The organism is Streptomyces sp. NPDC048352, assembly GCF_040651895.1.
Taxonomy (GTDB): Bacteria; Actinomycetota; Actinomycetes; order Streptomycetales; family Streptomycetaceae; genus Streptomyces.
Window position 1 is genome coordinate 112,071 of the sequence record NZ_JBEZKZ010000008.1, and the last position, 19,261, is coordinate 131,331.

Sequence of the window (19,261 nt, forward strand, 5' to 3'; positions counted from 1 at the left end):
GCGGGGATGGACGGGACGGCGCGGCGGCGGGCCGGGATCGCGGTGGCGGGGCTGCTGGGGGCAGACGGGCTGGCGCACCTGTACTGGGCGACCGGGGCGACCTGGCCGGCGTCCGGGGAGCGGGCCCTGTCGCTCGCCGTGCTCGGCACGGAGGTGTCCTTCGGGCCGCGGGTGGTGCTGCCGCTGGCGGCGCTGACGCTGACCGCCGGGGCGGGGGTCCTGGCGCACGGGTACGGGCGCGGGGGCCGGCTCGCGCGGGCCGTGACGGGGGCGGTGGCCGTGGGGCTCGGAGTACGAGGCCTGGCGGGGCTGGGCTGGGCGGCGGGCGTCCTCGCGAGTCCGCCGGGCAGCCCCTTCCACGCCCTGAACCTGGCCGTGTACACGCCCACCTGCCTCGGTTTCGGCTGGGCGGTGGCCCGGCTGGCACGCGCCAGGTGAGCCCGCAGGAACGCGAGCGCGGGGTGGCGCTGGCCCGGGCGGCCCGGGCGGGGAACACCCTGGCGCTGCACGAGCTGCTCGACCACCTGGCCCCCTACATCGCCCGGATCTGCACCCCGATCGCCCTCGGGGACGGCCCGGACGCCGCGCAGGAGGCGCTGCTGGCGGTGTTCACGTCGCTGCGGTCGCTGCGGGAGCCGGAGGCGCTGTACGGGTGGGTGCGGGCGATCGCGGTGCGGGAGGCTGTGCGCGCGGCGCAGCGCGCGGCCCGGGTCCGTCCCGCCGAGCCGGCGGACGTGCCGGCGCAAGGGGATCCCGAGCTGGCCGCCGACATCGGGGACGTCCTGGCCCGGCTGTCGCCCGCGCACCGGGCGGTGCTGGTGTTGCGGGACGTGGAGGGCCTGGACGAGGAGGCCGCCGCGGCCGTCCTCGGTGTCCCGGCCGGCACCGCCAAGTCCCGGCTGCACCGGGCCCGTTCCAGCTTCCGAAAGGCGTGGTCCGCATGACCGGCACCGACATCGACACCGTGGCACGGCTGCACGTGATGGCCGCCGCAGTGCGCGGGGCCCGCGTGGCCGAGCGCGTGGTGGCGGCCCCGTTCGAGGAGGTGTGGCCGGTGATGGCCGCCCTGGACTTCCTGCCCGACTTCGAGCGGATCCGCGTGGTGCGCTGTGACGGGGAGCGCGTCGAGGCGCTGGCCCGCGGCAGGTACGGCTTCCGGGCCCACCTGCGGGGCTTCCGCCGCCCCGGCTGGTGCTGGCTGCAGAGCCGGTTCCTGATCGCCGGGCTGGCGGCGGCCCCGACCCCGGACGGGTCGGGCACCCGCATCGCCCTGACGGGGGGCGTACGGATCCCCGCGCGCGCGGCGGTCGTACCGTTCGGGACGCTGCGGGAACTGGAGGGGGCGGCCCGCCGGCTGGACGCCCGCGCACGGAAGTCCGGCGCCTGAGACAACGGCCGGTTCCGCCCTGACGCGGCCCGGGTGCTGGAAGCCTGGTGACGAACAGCCGCACCCACGGCCACCTGGGCGCGTACCTCGCCATCCAGAACACGGGGAACACGGTGGTCTACTCCGGCGGCACGCCGATCTGGTGGTCCACCTTCCGCCCCGGCGGCCCGGTCGACCCGGACCCCGGCGAGTGCAGCCCGCGCCCCGGCCACCTCTGCCCCTGACGCCGCACCGGGCCCGGCGCCGGGACGTCACCCGTACGGGCCGGTTCCGGGCGCCGGGGCCGGGTAGGGGTTGGCCCGTCCTTCCCCAGCACCACCGACGGAGGCATCCGTGCCCGACATGAACGGCCCCTACAAGCCCGGCACCCCGTGCTGGATCGACCTGATGGTCCCCGACCAGCAGGCCGCCCTCGACTTCTACTGCGACCTCTTCGGCTGGCAGGGCGAGGTCGGCCCGGCGGAGCAGGGCGGGTACTCCGTCTGCACCCTCAAGGGCAAGCCGGTGGCGGGGATCATGAAGGCGATGAACCCGGACGGGACGGTGCCGGACCCGCTGCCGCCGACCGTGTGGACCACGTACCTGTCCACGGACAGCATCGACTCCACGCTCAAGTCCGTCACCGACGCGGGCGGCACCGTCATGATGGGCCCGGTGGACGTCATGGACCTCGGGCGGATGGCCCTGGTCGCCGATCCGACCGGCGCCGTCGTCGGCCTGTGGCAGCCCGGGACCTTCGAGGGCGCGGGCATCGTCAACGAGCACGGCGCACTGATCTGGAACGAACTCACCACCGGCGACATCCCGGCAGCCTCCGCGTTCTACTCCTCCGTCCTGCCCGTCACCACGGCCCGTTCCGAGATGGCCGGCGCCGACGACTACGTCGAGTTCAAGGTCGCCGGCCGGGCGGTGGGCGGGATGATGGACATGAGCAAGCTGCCGCCGGGCGTACCGCCGCACTGGCAGCCGTACTTCCACGTGGACAGCGTCGACGACATCCAGGCGGCCGCCGTCCGCGCCGGCGCCACCGTCCTCGCCCCGGCGTTCGACATGGTCGCCGGCCGCATGGCGGTCCTCGCCGACCCGCAGGGCGGCGCGTTCTCGATCATCACGGCGTCCTCCCCGGAACAGCCGGCCTGACGCCCGTCCCGGCCGGGCGGTGTGACGGCCGGGGTGCCGGGGTGGGCCGGGTGCGGGGAGCAGTACGCGCAGCGGCCCGCCCGCGGACGACGGACGGCCGGGCCTGCGGTCCGCGTCCGCGAAGGCCCTCACTTCCGCCCGCGGCGCCCCGGCCGCCGTGGACCCGGTGGGGAGGCTTCCTCCCGCAGGGCGGCCGCCAGCTCGCGGCATTCCGCCGCGTCCTGGGGCAGGCCGGCTTCCCGGAAGCGTTCCGCCGCCCGCTCGAAGGCCTCCACGGCCTCGCCCGTCCGGCCGAGCAGGGACAGCCCGATCGCCGTCCGCTGAGCGGCCCTGGCCTGATCGTCCGGCTCCCCCGCGTCCGCGAGCAGCGCCCGGGCCCGCTGCGCCGACTCCAGCCCCTCCCGCACCCGGCCCGCCTTCAGATGGAGCAGGCCGAGATCGCTCAGGGCGGACGCCGCCCTGGGGTCACCGGCGTCCCGGAAGAGGGTGTAGGCCTCTTCCATCCGCACGAACGCCTCCTGCGGCTCCCCCGCGTCAAGCAGCGAACTGGCGAGCCCGGTGAGCGTCCAGGCCACCTTCGTCCGGTGGCCCAGCTGCCTCAGGGTCTCAAGGGCCCGCTCCCGGACCGCCAGGGACTCCTGACGCTGCCCGGCCTCCCACAGGGCCGTCGCCAGGGAGCCGGACCAGGTGGCCTCCCGGTGACGGTCCCCGGTCCGCCTCATCAGGGCGACCGCCTGCCGGAACGCGTCCACGGCCGCGTCCAGGTTCCCCGTCTTGTAATGGATCTCCCCGAGGCGGGCCAGGGGCGGGCCCTGGCTGTGCAGGTTCCCCAGCTCACGGAAGATCCGCAGGGCCCGTTCGTTCGCGTCCCGCGCCTCCTGGAGGCGCTGCATGCCGGCGTACGCGGCCCCCAGCTCGGTCAGCGCCAGGCCCTCCCCCTCCCGGAAGGGAAACGCCCGGAACAGGGCGAGCGCCTCGGTCAGCTGCTCCACGGCCTCCGCCGGCTGCTGCTGGTCGGTCAGGGCACTGCCGTAGTTGCTCAGGGCCACGGCCAGGAACTCCGGGGATCCGGCCCGTCGCGCCGCCTGCGCCACCTTGCGCGTCACGACGAGCTCGTCCTGCCGGTTCCCGTAGAGCTTCAGGTACGCGCACAGGTCGATGGACAGCATCAACGCCTCCCCGACCCGTCCGGTGTCGGCCGCGAAGCCCACGGCGGCGACGGCCACGGCGCGTTCCGCTTCCAGCCGGCCGAGGGCTTCCGCCGCCGAGGGAACGCCCTGCCCCGCCACCGGCCTCCCGTCCAGGCCCAGGGCCGCACGGCCTTCCGCGGTGTCGTGGCGCAGCCGGGTGAGGAAGGCGTCGATCACGCCCTCCCGGCCGTCCTCCCGGGCGTTCTCCTCTCCCCGCTCGCGCGCGTACAGCCGTACGAGGTCGTGCATGCGCCAGCGTCCCGAGCCGACGGGCTGCTCGGTCAGCAGGCTGGCCCGTACGAGCGCGGCGAGCTGCGGCCGCAGGTCCTGCGCCCCGGCGAGGAGTTCGGCGTGGGCCGTCGAGCAGTCGGGGCCCGGATTGACCGTCAGCAGCCGCAGCAGCCGCGCCTGCCCTGCCGGCAGCCGCGCGTACGAGAGGTCGAAGGCCGCCCGCACCCCGACCGGCACCTCGCCGCCGTAGTCGAAGGTCAGCGCCTCCAGCCCCACCGCGAGCCGCGACGCCAACTCCCGCACCGGCAGACCCGGGTCACCCGCCAGCAACGCCCCGGCGACGGTCAGGGCCAGCGGCAGCCGGCCGCACCGTTCCGCGACCTCGGTGAGGGCCTCCGGCTCCCGCGACGGCCTGGGGTCGTCCGACAGCGCGGCGGACAGCAGCTCGACCGCCGGCGCTGCCTCCAGTTCCTCCAGCCCCACCAGCCGGGCCGCGAACCCCGGGGCCACGAGCCGGTGCCGGGAGGTGACCAGCAGCCGATGGGCGGGGCCGGCCGGTACGAGGTCGCGGATCTGCGCCACCGATCCCGCGTCGTCCGCGACGACCAGGACCCGCTGCCCCGCCCGGGCGAAGCCCGCCAGCCGCGCCCGGTACAGCGCCGCCCAGGCTTCGGGCGACCCCGGCATGTCCGCGTCCCGTACGCCGAGCAGCCGCAGCATCTCCTGGACGGCCTGCGGCCCGCTCAGCCCTCCGTCCGGGGCGTAGCCGCGCAGGGGCAGGAAGAACACCCGGTCCCCGAACCAGCCGAGCTCCACCGCCCGGTGCGCGGTCGCCACGGCCAGCGCGCTCTTGCCGACCCCGGCCAGCCCGGTGACGACGGCCACGGTGGGCCCGCCCTCGGCGAGCAGGGCCACCAGTTCCTCGAGCGCTCCGTCCCGCCCCACCAGTACGGCGGGGCCTTCGGGGATCCCGAGGGCTGCCGGGGGCGCGGGTCCGGCCCCGGCGGCGTAGGTGATGTGGTCGCCACCGACCTGGGTGATCCGCGCGTTGCCGACGGCCCGGGCGCGCTGTTCGGCGGCCACTAGGAGGCCTCCCCGCCGGGTTCACCGCCGCCGGTCTGCCGGACCTCGGCGTCGCCGTCGGCGCGGGCCTGCTGGTCGACCCGGCCGGGAGCCGGGGCCGCACCGCTCTGGGTGATCCGCGACGTCCCGGTCGCGCGGGCGCGCTGCCGGACCGAGGTCCCGCCGTCCCCGCCGCTGCCGCCGGCCCACCAGCCGCCGACCAGCGCGATGACGGCGGCCATGGCCCCGCCGAGGCCGGCGGCGGCGGAGGCCCGGTCGGACTCCTTCTCGGGGAACCAGCCGAGGGGGTCCCACAGTCCGATGCGGAAGGCGATCAGGAACCCCATGCCGGTCGCACCGACCACCACAACCCAGCGCCAGGGACGCGGCATTGATCCCCCTCCGGCCGTCACACCTTCCGATCAGCCGAAGCTAGCAGCCGCCCGGGCCGAACTCCGCCCATACGACCTTTCCCGGCCGCCGGGGCAGGACTCCCCAGCCGTCCGCCACCCCGGCGACGAGCAGCAGCCCGTTCCCGGGCGGTCCGGCCGTGATCCGCGACAGCCCGGGCCCGCTGTCGTGCACCTCGACGCGGACGCAGCAGCCGAAGTTCAGCAGCCGGAGGCGGTACGCGCGCCCGCGCGGGACCCCGTACCGCAGGGCGTTGGTGGCCAGTTCGCTCACGCAGAGCACCACGTCGTCCCGGCGGTCGGTCAGGTCCCATGTGGTGAGCGTGTCGCGGGTGAAGGCCCGGGCGGCGGCCACCGTCTGGAAGGCCCGCGGGAACAACCGCTCGCGCAGCAGACCGGGTTGAGTGTTTAGGTTCACGGGACGATGGTGGCGCGGCGTGACTAGCCTGTGACCCTGCGCCAACCCGTACTCCTTGATGAGTACGGGTCGGTCCGGGGTAATCCATGTGCAGAGGTGGGGAGTCCATCGCCATGCCACCCAAGAAGCGCCCGCGCGCCAACGCGACGACCATGAAGATGATCGGAAGGCAGGTAGCCGCCGCCCGCGTCGCCAAGGGCCTGACCCAAAAACAGCTGGCTGACCTGGTCAAGCTGGATGAGGAGACGATCGCCTCCATCGAACAGGGGCGCCGGGCCCTGATGCCGAACGTCGCGGAGCTGCTGGACCTGCACCTGGGCCTGCCGGGCACGCTGACCGTTGCGGCCCATGAGATGCCCTCTGTGGATGCGATCCCGCCATGGGTCGAGGAGTATCTCGACCGTGAGCGCGAGGCTATCGCCATCTCCTCGTACGAGAACCAGGTGCTGCCCGGCCTGCTTCAGACGGACGCCTATGCGGAAGCCGTCTTCCGCAGCTGCGTACCCGTACTGGACGAGGAGGAGATCGTCGGCCGTACAGCGGTACGCACCCAGCGGCGCGAGATCCTCAGCCGCAAGGAGCCCGTCATGCTCAGCTTCGTCATCTGGGAGCCCGCTCTCCGGCTGAGGCTGGGAGGCCGGGAGGTCTACCGGGCGCAGCTGAGCCATCTGCGCGCCTGCTCGGTACTTCCGGGCGTGTCTCTCCAGCTCTATCCCTTGGAGCGCACCCAGCACCCGGCGCTCGACGGCCCCTTCGTCCTGCTGGAAACCCCGGACCACCAGCGACTCGCCTACATGGAAAGCCAGCACGGCAGCCACCTCACCTCCCACGGAAAAGAAGTCAGCGTGGTGGAACGCAGGTATGCCATGCTGCGGACACTGGCCCTCAACCTCGATGAGACTCGGGTCGAGTTGGACCGCCTGCTAGGAGAGCTACAGCCATGAGCACCGAACCGAAGTGGTTCAAATCCAGTTACAGCGGCAGCAACGGCGGGAACTGCGTCGAGGTCGCCACCACGCCCGCCACCGTGCACGTCCGGGACTCCAAGGTCGCCGACGGGCCCGTCCTGGACCTCGCGCCCGCGAGCTGGGCGGCGCTGACCGGCTGGGTCGGCCGGTAGGTGCCGCCCAGGCGGGGTCAGCGCGTGATCGGGTACGACGTGCGGCCCGACGCCCCGTCGATCTCGTCGTGCGCCTTCGTGAGCAACTGCTCCTTCAGATCGTTGAGCGCGCGCGCCGCCGCGAGCTCCTCACCCACCCTCGGCTGATTCCCGTCACTGGGGTGGCGGCTGGCGTAGCCGTGTGAGCGCAGCTCGCTCCCGTCCGGCAGGCGGACGAGGGCGGCGGCGCGGGTGCGTTCGTCGTCCTCCTCGAACCGCACGTCGACGTGCCATCCGACGGCATCCTTCATGGCGATCACCTCCGTGGCCGCTGGATTCCAGGGTGCACCCGGTGGCGGCTACGCGCTCGGCGGAGCGGTCCGGTCCGCGATCAGGCGGGCCAGGCCGTCGAGGATCCGGTCCAGGCCGAAGCGGAACTGGAAGTCGGGCTCGCCGGAGCCGGTGAAGGCGTCGGATTCCAGCAGCCGGGTCAGCGCGGGGTGGCTGTCCGGGCCGGTCAGCAGGCGCAGGGTGGTCACGTACCGGCCCAGCACCTGGTCCGGGGGGACGCCTCCCTTGATGATGGCGTCCATCATGTCGGCGGCCATGGTGGCTTCGTTGCGGACGAGGCCTCCGATGAGGATGACCGCCGAGAGCTTCTCGCCCTCCTCCAGCGCCGTGCCGGCCATCGAGGCGAGGCCGCGTTCCATCCAGGCGAGCTGGTTCGGCGAGGCCGGCGGGGCGGTGAGCGGGATCCGCAGGATCCACGGCTTCGTCATCAGCAGGGTGCGCTGCGCGTACGCCCAGTCGGTCAGCAGCTCCCGCCAGCCCCACTGCTCCGCTTCGGCCGGGAGCGGGGGCGGGGTGCCGACGCCCGCCTCGGACATCAGGATGTACAGCTCTTCCTTCGCCGTGACGTAGCGGTAGAGGGACATGGTGGAGACGCCCAGTTCCTTGGCCACGCGGCCCATGGAGACGGCGTCCATGCCCTCGCCGGCGGCCAGGGCGACGGCCGCGTCGACGATCTTCGGCAGGGTGAGGGTGGGGCGCGGGCCCTTGCCGGGGCGTTCACGCAGGCCCCAGGCCATCTGCAGGCTCGCCGGGAGGCCGGTGTCGTCCGCCGGGTCCTTCTCCACCGCCACCCCTCCCTCCTCCGTCGTTGACCCACATCCTAGTTCTGTGTATTACTTACACAGAAGCGCGTAACCCATACGCAGAAGGGACCGTGTTGCCGATGACCACGCACGACCACGCCCTGTACGCCCACGCACTGACCAAGTCCTACGGCGGCACCCGCGTCCTCGACGGCCTCGACCTGGCCGTCCCCCGCGGCTCCGTCCTGGCCCTGCTCGGCCCCAACGGCGCGGGCAAGACCACCACCGTCCGGATCCTCGCCACCCTCACCCGGCCCGACTCCGGGACCGCCCGCGTGGCCGGGCACGACATCGCGGGCGCCCGGGCCCTCGTACGCGAACGCATCGCCCTCACCGGGCAGTTCGCGGCCCTGGACGACCTCCAGACGGGCGCCGAGACGCTGTGCATGACGGGCAGGCTCACCGGGCTGTCCGCCCGCGACGCCCGCACCCGCGCCGGTGAACTGCTGGAGCGCTTCGGCCTGTCCGAGGTCGCCGGCCGGCTCACCCGCACCTACTCGGGCGGGATGCGGCGGCGCCTGGACCTCGCCGCGAGCCTCGTCGGCAGGCCCGAGGTGCTCTTCCTGGACGAACCCACCACCGGACTCGATCCGCGCAGCCGCGCCGAACTGTGGGACGTCGTACGGGAGATGCGCGCCGACGGCACCACCGTCCTGCTCACCACCCAGTACCTGGAGGAGGCGGACCGGCTCGCGGACCGGGTCAGCGTCCTCGACGCGGGCCGGACCGTCGCCGAGGGCACCCCGGCCGAGCTGAAGGCCCGCGTCGCCCGGCACCGCCTCGACCTCACCCTGGCCAGCCGCGACGCCTACGAAGCGCTCGCCGCCCGCGCCGTGCACCACGCCCCCGACGAGCTGACGCTGGGCCTGGCCACCGACGGCTCCGCCGCCCACGTACGGGCCCTGCTCGACGAACTCGACCCCGACCGCACCGCCGTCGACCGCTTCACGCTCCGCAGCGCCACCCTCGACGACGTGTTCCTCGCCCTGACGGGAGCCGCCCGATGACCGCCACCGCCGCCCTGACCATGACCGGACGGAGCCTGCGCATCAGCCGGCGCAGCCCGGACGCGCTGATCGCCGCCCTGATGCTGCCGGTCATGCTGATGCTGATCTTCGTCTACTTCTTCGGCGGCGCCATCGACACCGGGACGGCGTACGTGACGTACGTGGTCCCCGGCGCCATGCTGCTGTGCGCGGGCTTCGGCGCGGCGAGCACCGCCGTGAGCGTGGCCGCCGACCTGCAGAACGGCGTCATCGACCGCTTCCGCTCCCTGGACGTCGGCGGCCTGCCCGTCCTGGCCGGGCACGTCGCGGCCTCGGTCGTGCGCAACCTGCTCTCCACCACCCTGGTGCTGGCCGTCGCCCTCGCCATCGGCTTCCGGCCCTCGGGCGGGCCGCTCGCGCTGCTCGCCGCCGCCGGACTGCTCGTCGCCTACATCACGGCGATCTCCTGGCTCGCGGCCGCCCTCGGGCTGCTGGCCCGCACCCCGGAGGCGGCGGGCGGCTTCACCTTCCTGATGATGTTCCTGCCGTACCCCTCCAGCGCCTTCGTCCCGATCGCGACGATGCCGACCTGGCTGCACGGCTTCGCCGGGCACCAGCCGCTGACCCCGGTCATCGAATCGCTGCGCGCCCTGCTCCTGGACCAGCCCGTCGGGACCACCCCGTGGACGGCCCTCGCCTGGTGCGCGGGCATCACCGCCCTGGCCCTGGCCCTCGCCACGGCCCTGTTCCGCCACCGCACGCGCTGACCGCCCGCCCGGCCGGCCGGCCCGCCGAAGGCCCGCGCCGGGGCCCGGGCGGGCCCTTCGGCGCAGCGGCGGTCAGCCGGTCAGCCGGTCAGCGGGTCAGCGGGTCAGCGGGTCAGCGGCTCAACCGTTCAACGGATAGGAGTGCTTGCCCGACGCCTCGTCGATCTCCGCGTGCGCCTTCTGCAGCAGCTGGGACGCGAGATCCATGAGCGCACGCGCGCCCGCGATCTCCTCCCCGACCCGCAGCTGCTCCGGGTCGGAAGGGTGGCGCATGGCGTAGCCGCGCGCCTTCATCTCGGAGCCGTCGGCGAGCCTGACCAGCGCGGCCGCGCTGGTGCGGTGGCCCTCCTCGGAGAACTCCAGCTCCACGTGCCATCCGGCGAGCGTGGGCATGGCGGATCACCTCCACAGTCGGCCTACCCCTCCAGGGTGCGCCCGCCCCACCGCGACCGCTCCCGCACGGCCGCGGGGAGCGTGCCGCAGCGGCCGGGGCGGCCTACCGCTCCGCGCGCAGCCAGCCCGCGACCTCGGTCGCCCAGTACGTCAGGATCGTGTCCGCGCCCGCCCGCTTGATGCCGAGCAGCGTCTCCAGGATCGCCCGGTCCCGCTCGATCCAGCCCTTCTCCGCGGCCGCCTCGACCATCGCGTACTCGCCGCTGATCTGGTACGCCGCCACCGGCACGTCCACGGCCTGCGCGACGCGGTGCAGGACGTCCAGGTAGGGGCCCGCCGGCTTCACCATGACCATGTCGGCGCCCTCCTCCAGGTCCAGCGCCAGCTCCCGCAGCGACTCGCGCGCGTTGGCCGGGTCCTGCTGGTAGGTCTTGCGGTCGCCCTGGAGGGAGGAGGCGACGGCCTCGCGGAAGGGCCCGTAGAAGGCGGAGGAATACTTCGCCGTGTAGGCGAGGACCGCCACGTCCTCGTGGCCCGTCTCGTCCAGCGCGTCGCGGATGACGCCGACCTGGCCGTCCATCATCCCGCTGGGGCCCACCACGTGGACGCCCGCGTCGGCCTGGACCTGCGCCATCTCCGCGTACCGCTCCAGCGTCGCGTCGTTGTCGACCCGGCCGTGCTCGTCGAGGACCCCGCAGTGGCCGTGGTCGGTGTACTCGTCCAGGCACAGGTCCGACATGATCACCAGGTCGTCGCCGACCTCCGCCTTCACGTCCCGGATCGCGAGCTGGAGGATGCCGTCCGGCTCGGTACCCGCCGTGCCCAGCGCGTCCTTGTTCTCGTCCGCCGGAACACCGAAGAGCATGATGCCCGAGACCCCCGCCTCGACCGCCTCGACGGCGGCCTTGCGCAGCGTGTCCCGGGTGTGCTGCACGACGCCGGGCATCGCCGAGATCGCCAGCGGCTCGCTGATGCCCTCGCGGACGAACGCCGGCAGGATCAGGTCCGAGGGGTGCAGCCGGTACTCCGCGACCATCCGCCGCATCGCCGGGGTGGTGCGCAGCCGACGGGGCCGCGAGCCGGGGAAGGATCCGTACGCGCTCATGTTCTAGTCGCCTCTTCGAGCCTCGACAGCAGTCGCCCCAAGCGTAGGCCCGCCCCCGCCACCTCCCCGCCACCCCCCTAGGGCCAGTCGATCAGCGCCGTGAAGACGACGGTGCCCAGCAGGACCGCTCCGGGCGCGGCGAGGGCGAGCAGGACGCGGCGGGCGGCGTTGCGGCGCTCCCACGGCAGGATCCAGCACGCCGCCAGCAGGAGGAGCGCCACCACCAGCGCGCCCAGGAACACCGGCCAGGCGGTCTCGAAACCGGCGTCGAAGGCGGCCGCGGCCTCGCCGTCGCAGGAGTCGCAGGCCATCGGCGACATCCCGGCGTAGAACAGCGCGAGGAGCGCCATCGGCAGCGTCAGCAGCGTGGAGAGCAGCGGCGCCAGGAAGGCCCGCCGGTCGCGGGCGGCTGCGGCGGGGGCGTCGTGGGCGACGGGGTTCTCGGTCATGGGCCCCACTGAACCGCGCCCCGGGCCGCGCCGGAATCCGCGCGGCTACTCAACCCGCCACCCGCACCGGCCTGAGTACCCGCGCGTCCGGACGCCCCGTACGCCCACCCCGTACGCCCGCCCCGGCACGCCGAAGGCACCCGGCCCGCCCTCCCCGGCACGCCGAAGGCACCCGGTACGCCGAAGGGGCCCGGGGGCGTACACCGCTCCCGGGCCCCTCCGCCGCTCACTTCACGTCGCCCGGCGCCGCCGTGCGCCCGGGCGGCGCTCGCTCGGCCTGGACACCGTCTCGCCGGCCTCCTTGGCCGCCGCCCGGCGCGCCTCCCCGTACGCGGCCAGCGCCTCCGCCAGCTTGCTCACGCTCGGCTCCGGCGACAGCACGTCCACGCGCAGCCCGTGCTCCTCCGCCGTCTTGGCCGTCGCCGGCCCGATACAGGCGATCACGGTCACGTTGTGCGGCTTGCCCGCGATGCCGACCAGGTTCCGCACGGTGCTCGACGAGGTGAACAGCACCGCGTCGAAACCGCCGCCCTTGATCGCCTCACGGGTGTCCGCCGGCGGCGGCGAGGCCCGCACCGTCCGGTAGGCCGTGACGTCGTCGACCTCCCAGCCCAGCTCGATCAGCCCGGCCACCAGCGTCTCCGTCGCGATGTCGGCACGCGGCAGGAAGACGCGGTCGATCGGGTCGAAGACCGGGTCGTACGGCGGCCAGTCCTCCAGCAGCCCGGCCGCCGACTGCTCACCGCTCGGCACCAGGTCCGGCTTCACGCCGAACTCCACCAGCGCGGCCGCCGTCTGCTCGCCCACCGCGGCCACCTTGATGCCCGCGAAGGCCCGCGCGTCGAGCCCGTACTCCTCGAACTTCTCGCGCACCGCCTTGACGGCGTTCACCGACGTGAAGGCGATCCACTCGTAGCGGCCCGTCACCAGGCCCTTGACCGCCCGCTCCATCTGCTGCGGGGTGCGCGGCGGCTCCACGGCGATGGTCGGCACCTCGTGCGGCACCGCGCCGTACGAACGCAGCTGGTCGGAGAGCGAAGCGGCCTGCTCCTTCGTCCGCGGGACGAGCACCCGCCAGCCGAACAGCGGCTTCGACTCGAACCAGGCCAGCTCCTCGCGCCGCGCCGCGGCACCCTGCTCCCCGACCACGGCTATGACCGGCCGCGAGCCCTCGGGGGAGGGGAGCACCTTGCCCTGCTTGAACACCTGGGCGATCGTGCCCAGGGTCGCGCTCCAGGTCCGCTGGCGGGTCGTCGTACCGCCCACGGTCACGGTGAGCGGCGTCTCCGGCTTGCGCCCGGCCGCCACCAGCTCGGCGGCCGCGCCGGCGACGGTCTCCAGCGTCGCGGACACCACGACGCCGCAGTCGCTCGTGCCGACCTCGCTCCAGCACCGCGCCGAGGCGTGCCGCGCGTCCACGAACCGCACGTCCGCGCCCTGCTCGCCGCGCAGCGGAACACCCGCGTACGCGGGCACGCCGACGGCGGTCGCCACGCCGGGCACCACCTCGAAGGGGATGCCGGCGTGCGCGCAGGCCAGCATCTCCTCGGCCGCGTTGCCCTCGAGTCCGGGGTCGCCGGTCACCGCACGGACGACCCGCCTGCCGGAGCGCGCGGCCTCCATGACAAGATTGGCGACGTCCGCGGCGGTCGACGGAGTACGGATCGCCGGGACCCCGGCGGCGGCTGACACCTCGTCAGCCACCGTCAGCTGCGGCGTGTCGACACCCGAGCGCGCGTGGGTCCGTACGACCTCGAGCACGTCGGGTTCCGCGATCAGCACGTCCGCGGCGGCGAGCGCCTCCACGGCGCGCAGCGTCAGCAGACCCGGGTCGCCCGGGCCCGCACCGAGGAAGGTGACGAGCCCGGGGGCGGCGACGCCCGCGAAGGGGGAGGTGGTGGGGCTTGAGGGGTTCAACGGGATCGCTCCCCCATCAGACCGGCCGCGCCCTTGGCCAGCATCTCGTCCGCGAGTTCGCGGCCGAGCGCCATGGCCTCGTCGTACGACTGGGGCACGGGACCGGTGGTGGACAGCTGCACCAGCGTCGAACCGTCGAGGGTTCCGACGACACCACGCAGGCGCATTTCATTGACAATCCGCCCGTCGCCCAGAAGGTCGGCGAGCGCGCCCACGGGTGCGCTGCACCCGGCCTCCAGGGCGGCGAGGAGCGCACGCTCCGCGGTCACGGCAGCCCGCGTGTGCGGGTCGTCGAGCCGGCCGAGCGCGGAGACGAGGTCCGCGTCGGAGGCGAGGCACTCCACGGCCAGGGCACCCTGGCCGGGCGCGGGCAGCACGTTGTCGACCGACAGCAGGTCGGTCGCCTCGTCGGCGCGCCCGATCCGGTTCAGCCCGGCCGCGGCCAGCACGACCGCGTCGAGCTCGCCGGCGCGGACGAAACCGATGCGGGTGTCGACATTGCCGCGGATGGCGACGGTCTCGATGGACTTGCCGAGGCTGCGGGCGTACGCGTTCAGCTGCGCCATGCGGCGCGGCGAACCGGTACCGACGCGGGCGCCGTCGGGCAGCTGCTCGAAGGTCAGGCCGTCGCGGGCGACCAGCGCGTCGCGCGGGTCCTCGCGCTCGGGCATGGCCGCGATGACCAGCTCGTCGGGCTGCGCGGTCGGCAGGTCCTTCAGCGAGTGCACGGCGAAGTCGACCTCGCCGCGGACCAGCGCGTCGCGCAGGGCCGTGACGAACACGCCGGTGCCGCCGATCTGCGCGAGGTTCTCGCGGGAGACGTCACCGTAGGTCGTGATCTCCACGAGCTCGACGGGCCGGCCGGTGATCGCCCGTACCGCCTCGGCGACGTGCCCGGACTGGGACATGGCCAGCTTGCTGCGCCGCGTGCCGAGCCTGAGGGGCTGGTCGGGACGTGTGTTCATGATGCCCGTCCTGGGTCGTCGTTCTTCGGATCGGCCGCGTCCGCCCGGCTGACGGATGCCACCGTCTGAGGGTCGAGGTCGAAGAGTTCGCGCAGCGCCTCGGCGTACCCGGCGCCGCCGGGCTCGCTCGCGAGCTGCTTGACGCGCACGGTCGGCGCGTGGAGGAGCTTGTCGACGACGCGGCGCACGGTCTGGGTGACCTCCGCGCGCTGCCGCTCGTCGAGGTCCGGTACCCGCCCGTCGAGCCGTGCCACCTCCATGGCGACGACCTCGGCGGCCATCGCCCGCAGGGCGACGACGGTGGGCGTGATGTGCGCGGCCCGCTGCGCGGCGCCGAACGCGGCCACCTCGCCGGCGACGATGCCGCGCACGGCGTCGACGTCGGCGGCCATGGGCGCGTCGGCGGACGCCTCGGCGAGGCTCTCGATGTCGACGAGGCGCACCCCGGGGATGCGGTGCACGGCGGCGTCGATGTCCCGGGGCATGGCCAGGTCCAGCAGCGCCAGCCGTACGGGGACGGCCCCGTCGGCCTGGCTCCGGGCCGCCCGGCGGGGCTGCCGCTGCGCGGCGGCCTCTCCCTGATCGGCCCAGGCCCCGTGCAGTTCGAGCGACCCGGCGTCGACCCCGGCGAGCGCGGAGCGCCCGTCACCGGCGAGCGCGACCGGCGCGTCCGGCCCGACGGGACACCCGTCGCCCTCGACGGCGGCGGGCGCGGTGATGGTCCGCACGGCCCCGGCGTCGGCGATCCGCCGCCCGGCCTCCGCGAGGGCGGCGAGCCGCGCGACGACCTCGGCGTCGACGCCGCCGACGGCCGCCTGCGGCACGTCGGCGAGGGCCCCACCCGTGCCGGCGGCCGGGGCCCCGGCACGCGCCGCGGCGAAGCCGTCGGCCACACCCTGCGCGGAGGCCCGGGGCGCGGCCCCGGTTCCGGGGAGGGGCGGGGTGGGGGAGAGCCCCGCAGGGTCCATCCCACCGGCACCGGCAAGGGCGTCGGCGACGTCGTCCCCGGTCAGCACCAGCCCGGTGGCCCCGGTGCACGACACGACCACGTCGACCCGGCCCAGCTCACCGGCGACAGCCGCCATCGGCACGGCCCGCGCAGCGACACCAGTGCCCGAGGCAACCAAAATCTCCGCAAGACGCTCCGCCCGCTCCGCGGTCCGGTTCGCCACCACGACCTCGGCGACACCCACCCGCGCCAGCGTGGCCGCCGCCAGCGAGGACATCGACCCGGCGCCGATGACCAGCGCCCGCTTCCCGGCGGCCCACTCCTCCACCGGCAGGTGCACGGCGAGCTGCTCCAGCCCGAACGTCACCAGCGACTGCCCGGCCCGGTCGATCCCGGTCTCCGAGTGCGCCCGCTTGCCGACCCGCAGCGCCTGCTGGAAGAGGTCGTTGATCAGCCGGCCCGCGGTGTGGAGCTCCTGCCCCAGCGCGAGCGCGTCCTTGATCTGGCCGAGGATCTGGCCCTCGCCGACGACCATCGAGTCCAGCCCGCACGCCACCGAGAACAGGTGGTGCACCGCCCGGTCCTCGTAGTGCACGTAGAGGTACGGGGTGAGTTCCTCCAGCGCGACCCCGCTGTGCTGGGCGAGCAGCGTCGACAGCTCGGCGACGCCGGCGTGGAACTTGTCCACGTCCGCGTACAGCTCGATGCGGTTGCAGGTGGCGAGCACCGCGGCCTCCGCCGCCGGCTCCGCCGCCAGGGTGTCGTGCAGCAGCTTGGCCTTGGCGTCGGCGGACAGCGAGGCCCGCTCCAGCACGCTCACCGGCGCGCTGCGGTGGCTGAGGCCTACGACGAGCAGACTCATGCCGGCATCACCGCCGGCACGTCGCCCTCGGGGCCGCCCTTGCGCGCGGCCGCGGCGGCCCGCCCGGCCGGCGGCTCGACGGCGGCGGCCGGAGCCGCGCCCGTCCCGCCCGCGGCGGCGGTCTCCGCACCGGACCCGGCGTCCGCGTCCGCGCCGCCGGCGCCCTCGCCGGCCTTGCGCTGCTCGTGGAACGCCAGGATCTGGAGCTCGATGGACAGGTCGACCTTGCGCACGTCCACGCCGTCCGGCACGGACAGCACGGTCGGCGCGAAGTTCAGGATGGAGGTGACACCGGCGGCGATGAGCCGCTCGCTGACCTGCTGGGCCGCGCCGGCGGGCGTGGCGATGACGCCGATGGAGACGCCGTTCTCCTCGATGATCTTCTCGAGGTCGTCGGTGTGCTGCACCGGGATGCCCGCCACCGGCTTGCCGGCCATGGCCGGGTCGGCGTCGATCAGCGCGGCCACGCGGAAGCCGCGCGAGGCGAAGCCGCCGTAGTTGGCGAGGGCTGCGCCCAGGTTGCCGATGCCGACGATGACGACCGGCCAGTCCTGGGTCAGGCCGAGCTCGCGGGAGATCTGGTAGACGAGGTACTCGACGTCGTAGCCGACGCCGCGCGTCCCGTAGGAGCCGAGGTAGGAGAAGTCCTTGCGCAGCTTCGCGGAGTTCACTCCGGCGGCGGCCGCGAGCTCCTCGGAGGACACCGTGGGCACCGATCGCTCGGAGAGCGCGGTGAGGGCGCGCAAGTACAGCGGAAGCCGGGCGACAGTGGCCTCGGGAATACCTCGGCTGCGGGTCGCCGGTCGGTGAGTTCGGCCAGTTGCCACGATGCTCCTGCGGGATGAGCGGGGCTGCAGGCGGCCTCGTGTCCCAGGACCGCCCCGTCGAATGCAGGCTATGTCTTTGTGAACGCGTGCACAAAGATTGTGTCCGGTTTGTCCGAGCAAAGTGACCGGGGTCACGCGGGCTGGGCAGATGGCACCCGGGCCGCGAACGGGCCGAACCCGTTCAAATCCCGAGGGGGGCAAAACGGTACACACTCCTCATCGATACGCCCCCGAGTCCCCACAAATCGCCCACGATGGTAGCGGGCGAACCGGTCAGGCTCCCAATGCCCGCCGCAACCGTTCGGGGTTCACCCTCCAGAAGGTGTGCTGTTCGCCGTCCACCAACACCACCGGGATCTGCTCCCAGTGCAGCCGGTAGAGCTCCTCGTCCTGCGAGATGTCCTTCTTCTCCCACTGTGCGCCCGTCTCGGCGCAGACCTTCTCGATCACCTCCTGGGCGTCATCGCACAGATGGCACCCCGGCTTCCCGATGAGCGTCACCATCCGCTCCTCGGGACGCTTCTTTTCCTTACGGCGCAGCAGAGGACTCATGCCGTCATTGTCCCGCGCCGGGCCGGGGCGCCCGAAGAGTTAACCGCTCCGTTTCCCGGCGGTTCGGGAACTCCCGAACACAATGGCTATGCTCGCGTCATGGCCGCTCTGGGATGGCTCACCCCCCGTAGGCGCTCCGCGACGGCGCGGAGCGTGCTGGCAGGCGAGGCCTCGGCCGAGGCCGCCCGCAAGACCGCGCAGGCCGGTGCGCCACAGGCCCCCGGCACGGAAGACGTGCCGGAAAGCGGCCCGGGGGGCGCTCCCGGGGCCGCCGCCGAAGCCGCGCCCGGGACGGCCGCACCGGAGGCCGCCGAGCCGCAGTTCCCGGTTCCGGGCGACGCCCTCGCCGCCGCCTTCTTCGACCTCGACAACACCGTCATGCAGGGCGCCGCGATCTTCCACTTCGGCCGCGGCCTCTACAAGCGCGAGTTCTTCCGCCGCCGCGAACTGGCCCGCTTCGCCTGGCAGCAGGCGTGGTTCCGGCTGGCCGGCGTCGAGGACCCCGAGCACATGCAGGACGCGCGCGACAGCGCCCTGTCCATCGTCAAGGGCCACAAGGTCTCCGAACTCATGGCCATCGGCGAGGAGATCTACGACGAGTACATGGCGGAGCGGATCTGGCCGGGCACCCGCGCCCTGGCCCAGGCCCACCTCGACGCCGGCCAGAAGGTGTGGCTCGTCACCGCCGCCCCCGTCGAGACGGCCACGATCATCGCCCGCCGCCTCGGCCTGACCGGCGCCCTGGGCACCGTCGCCGAGTCCGTGGACGGGATCTACACCGGGCGCCTGGTGGGAGAGCCGCTGCACGGCCCCGCCAAGGCGGAGGCGGTGCGCGCGCTGGCCGCCGCCGAGGGATTCGACCTCGAACGCTGCGCGGCGTACAGCGATTCGCACAACGACATCCCGATGCTGTCACTCGTCGGGCATCCGTACGCGATCAATCCCGACACAAAACTGCGCAAGCATGCCCGCGCCCACGACTGGCGGCTGCGCGACTATCGGACCGGCCGCAAGGCCGTGAAGGTCGGCGTCCCGGCCGCCGCCGGAGTCGGCGCGATCGCGGGCGGCGCGGCCGCCGCGGTCGCCCTCCACCGGCGCCGCAAGTAGCAACGCCGGGCCCCGGCCCCGCCACGGGCCGCCCGCCGGTCATTCGCTCCCCTCTACCCGCGCCGTCGGCGCGGCACTCCGGCCTGCCCTACTCGGTCGCGAGCCACCGTGGAAGCGTCCATTCCGCGCACCCAAGCGATCAGGAATCGATCACCAACCAGGTCTGAATATGCCCTGGACACGCAACAGAAATGTCGGAACCGGTGATTTAGGCAACTGGGTGTAGCGCTGCCTGTACGAAGCGTTATTCTCCTCAAACGCATGCCACCGCCCATCTGTCGCCACGAGACG

23 protein-coding genes are annotated in these 19,261 nt (G+C 73.9%); 10 read left to right on the plus strand and 13 right to left on the minus strand.

The window, feature by feature from the left end:
- Positions 1–6 precede the first annotated feature (6 nt).
- The 5 genes from AB0D45_RS07270 (at position 7) to AB0D45_RS07290 (ending at position 2,527) form a co-directional block, all read left to right on the plus strand.
- A complete protein-coding gene (locus tag AB0D45_RS07270) occupies positions 7–438 on the plus strand; it encodes a DUF3995 domain-containing protein (protein WP_362455762.1) in 432 nt (143 codons plus the stop codon).
- Positions 435–944, plus strand: a complete 510-nt coding sequence (locus AB0D45_RS07275) for an RNA polymerase sigma factor (protein WP_362455764.1) — start codon at positions 435–437, stop codon at positions 942–944. The genes AB0D45_RS07270 and AB0D45_RS07275 overlap by 4 nt, the downstream gene beginning before the upstream one ends.
- Complete coding sequence (locus AB0D45_RS07280) at positions 941–1,387, plus strand: hypothetical protein (RefSeq protein WP_362455766.1); 447 nt, start codon at positions 941–943, stop codon at positions 1,385–1,387. Before AB0D45_RS07275 ends, AB0D45_RS07280 begins: the two co-directional genes overlap by 4 nt.
- Positions 1,388–1,434: 47 nt before the next feature.
- Positions 1,435–1,611 (plus strand): hypothetical protein, encoded by a 177-nt coding sequence (locus AB0D45_RS07285; RefSeq protein WP_362455768.1) that lies wholly within the window; start codon positions 1,435–1,437, stop codon positions 1,609–1,611.
- 118 nt (positions 1,612–1,729) lie between these two features.
- Positions 1,730–2,527 carry a VOC family protein gene (locus AB0D45_RS07290; protein WP_361597193.1) on the plus strand — a complete coding sequence of 266 codons (798 nt, stop codon included), beginning with the start codon at positions 1,730–1,732 and terminating at the stop codon, positions 2,525–2,527.
- A gap of 128 nt (positions 2,528–2,655) precedes the next feature.
- Here AB0D45_RS07290 and AB0D45_RS07295 read toward each other — a convergent pair whose 3' ends face one another.
- From AB0D45_RS07295 to AB0D45_RS07305, 3 genes are read right to left on the minus strand one after another with little or no spacing between them, the layout of a single operon-like run.
- The gene (locus AB0D45_RS07295) at positions 2,656–5,031 is read right to left on the minus strand and encodes a tetratricopeptide repeat protein (RefSeq protein WP_362455770.1); all 2,376 of its coding nucleotides are present in this window, start codon (positions 5,029–5,031) and stop codon (positions 2,656–2,658) included.
- Entirely contained in the window at positions 5,031–5,402 is a 372-nt protein-coding gene (locus tag AB0D45_RS07300; RefSeq protein ID WP_362455772.1) for a hypothetical protein, read from the minus strand. Before AB0D45_RS07300 ends, AB0D45_RS07295 begins: the two co-directional genes overlap by 1 nt.
- Positions 5,403–5,442: 40 nt before the next feature.
- Positions 5,443–5,838: an ATP-binding protein gene (locus AB0D45_RS07305; RefSeq protein WP_362455774.1), complete on the minus strand. Its 396-nt coding sequence runs from the start codon at positions 5,836–5,838 to the stop codon at positions 5,443–5,445.
- A 113-nt stretch (positions 5,839–5,951) separates the two neighbouring features.
- On the opposite strand from AB0D45_RS07305, the gene AB0D45_RS07310 reads away from it, so the two are divergent.
- A complete protein-coding gene (locus AB0D45_RS07310; RefSeq protein WP_362455776.1) occupies positions 5,952–6,782 on the plus strand; it encodes a helix-turn-helix transcriptional regulator in 831 nt (276 codons plus the stop codon).
- The gene (locus AB0D45_RS07315; protein ID WP_362455778.1) at positions 6,779–6,958 is read left to right on the plus strand and encodes a DUF397 domain-containing protein; all 180 of its coding nucleotides are present in this window, start codon (positions 6,779–6,781) and stop codon (positions 6,956–6,958) included. Before AB0D45_RS07310 ends, AB0D45_RS07315 begins: the two co-directional genes overlap by 4 nt.
- Positions 6,959–6,975: 17 nt before the next feature.
- Here the strand turns inward: AB0D45_RS07315 and AB0D45_RS07320 are convergent, their stop codons facing one another.
- Positions 6,976–7,248: a DUF1876 domain-containing protein gene (locus AB0D45_RS07320; protein WP_361597031.1), complete on the minus strand. Its 273-nt coding sequence runs from the start codon at positions 7,246–7,248 to the stop codon at positions 6,976–6,978.
- Positions 7,249–7,296: 48 nt separating this feature from the next.
- Positions 7,297–8,079, minus strand: a complete 783-nt coding sequence (locus AB0D45_RS07325) for a TetR/AcrR family transcriptional regulator (protein WP_362455780.1) — start codon at positions 8,077–8,079, stop codon at positions 7,297–7,299.
- Positions 8,080–8,171: 92 nt separating this feature from the next.
- Between AB0D45_RS07325 and AB0D45_RS07330 the strand changes: the two genes are divergently transcribed.
- Positions 8,172–9,098 carry an ATP-binding cassette domain-containing protein gene (locus AB0D45_RS07330; protein WP_361597025.1) on the plus strand — a complete coding sequence of 309 codons (927 nt, stop codon included), beginning with the start codon at positions 8,172–8,174 and terminating at the stop codon, positions 9,096–9,098.
- The gene (locus tag AB0D45_RS07335; RefSeq protein WP_361597022.1) at positions 9,095–9,844 is read left to right on the plus strand and encodes an ABC transporter permease; all 750 of its coding nucleotides are present in this window, start codon (positions 9,095–9,097) and stop codon (positions 9,842–9,844) included. Before AB0D45_RS07330 ends, AB0D45_RS07335 begins: the two co-directional genes overlap by 4 nt.
- A gap of 120 nt (positions 9,845–9,964) precedes the next feature.
- Here AB0D45_RS07335 and AB0D45_RS07340 read toward each other — a convergent pair whose 3' ends face one another.
- From AB0D45_RS07340 to AB0D45_RS07375, 8 genes are all read right to left on the minus strand, one after another.
- A complete protein-coding gene (locus tag AB0D45_RS07340; RefSeq protein WP_361597019.1) occupies positions 9,965–10,237 on the minus strand; it encodes a DUF1876 domain-containing protein in 273 nt (90 codons plus the stop codon).
- Between the two features lie 103 nt (positions 10,238–10,340).
- Complete coding sequence (hemB, locus tag AB0D45_RS07345; protein WP_362455781.1) at positions 10,341–11,342, minus strand: porphobilinogen synthase; 1,002 nt, start codon at positions 11,340–11,342, stop codon at positions 10,341–10,343.
- Positions 11,343–11,419: 77 nt separating this feature from the next.
- Positions 11,420–11,791 (minus strand): hypothetical protein, encoded by a 372-nt coding sequence (locus tag AB0D45_RS07350; protein ID WP_362455783.1) that lies wholly within the window; start codon positions 11,789–11,791, stop codon positions 11,420–11,422.
- A 231-nt stretch (positions 11,792–12,022) separates the two neighbouring features.
- A complete protein-coding gene (locus AB0D45_RS07355) occupies positions 12,023–13,708 on the minus strand; it encodes a uroporphyrinogen-III synthase (protein WP_362455784.1) in 1,686 nt (561 codons plus the stop codon).
- The gene (hemC, locus tag AB0D45_RS07360; protein ID WP_362455787.1) at positions 13,705–14,673 is read right to left on the minus strand and encodes a hydroxymethylbilane synthase; all 969 of its coding nucleotides are present in this window, start codon (positions 14,671–14,673) and stop codon (positions 13,705–13,707) included. The genes AB0D45_RS07355 and hemC overlap by 4 nt, the downstream gene beginning before the upstream one ends.
- On the minus strand, positions 14,670–16,484 hold the full coding sequence (locus AB0D45_RS07365; protein WP_362455789.1) for a glutamyl-tRNA reductase: 1,815 nt from the start codon (positions 16,482–16,484) through the stop codon (positions 14,670–14,672). Before AB0D45_RS07365 ends, hemC begins: the two co-directional genes overlap by 4 nt.
- Positions 16,481–17,311, minus strand: coding sequence for a redox-sensing transcriptional repressor Rex (locus AB0D45_RS07370; RefSeq protein WP_362455791.1), 831 nt, complete (start codon positions 17,309–17,311; stop codon positions 16,481–16,483). The genes AB0D45_RS07365 and AB0D45_RS07370 overlap by 4 nt, the downstream gene beginning before the upstream one ends.
- Before the next feature lie 273 nt (positions 17,312–17,584).
- A complete protein-coding gene (locus AB0D45_RS07375; RefSeq protein WP_362455792.1) occupies positions 17,585–17,863 on the minus strand; it encodes a glutaredoxin family protein in 279 nt (92 codons plus the stop codon).
- A 99-nt stretch (positions 17,864–17,962) separates the two neighbouring features.
- Here AB0D45_RS07375 and AB0D45_RS07380 point away from each other — a divergent pair, with 99 nt between their 5' ends.
- On the plus strand, positions 17,963–18,970 hold the full coding sequence (locus tag AB0D45_RS07380; protein ID WP_362455794.1) for an HAD-IB family hydrolase: 1,008 nt from the start codon (positions 17,963–17,965) through the stop codon (positions 18,968–18,970).
- Positions 18,971–19,261 lie beyond the last annotated feature (291 nt).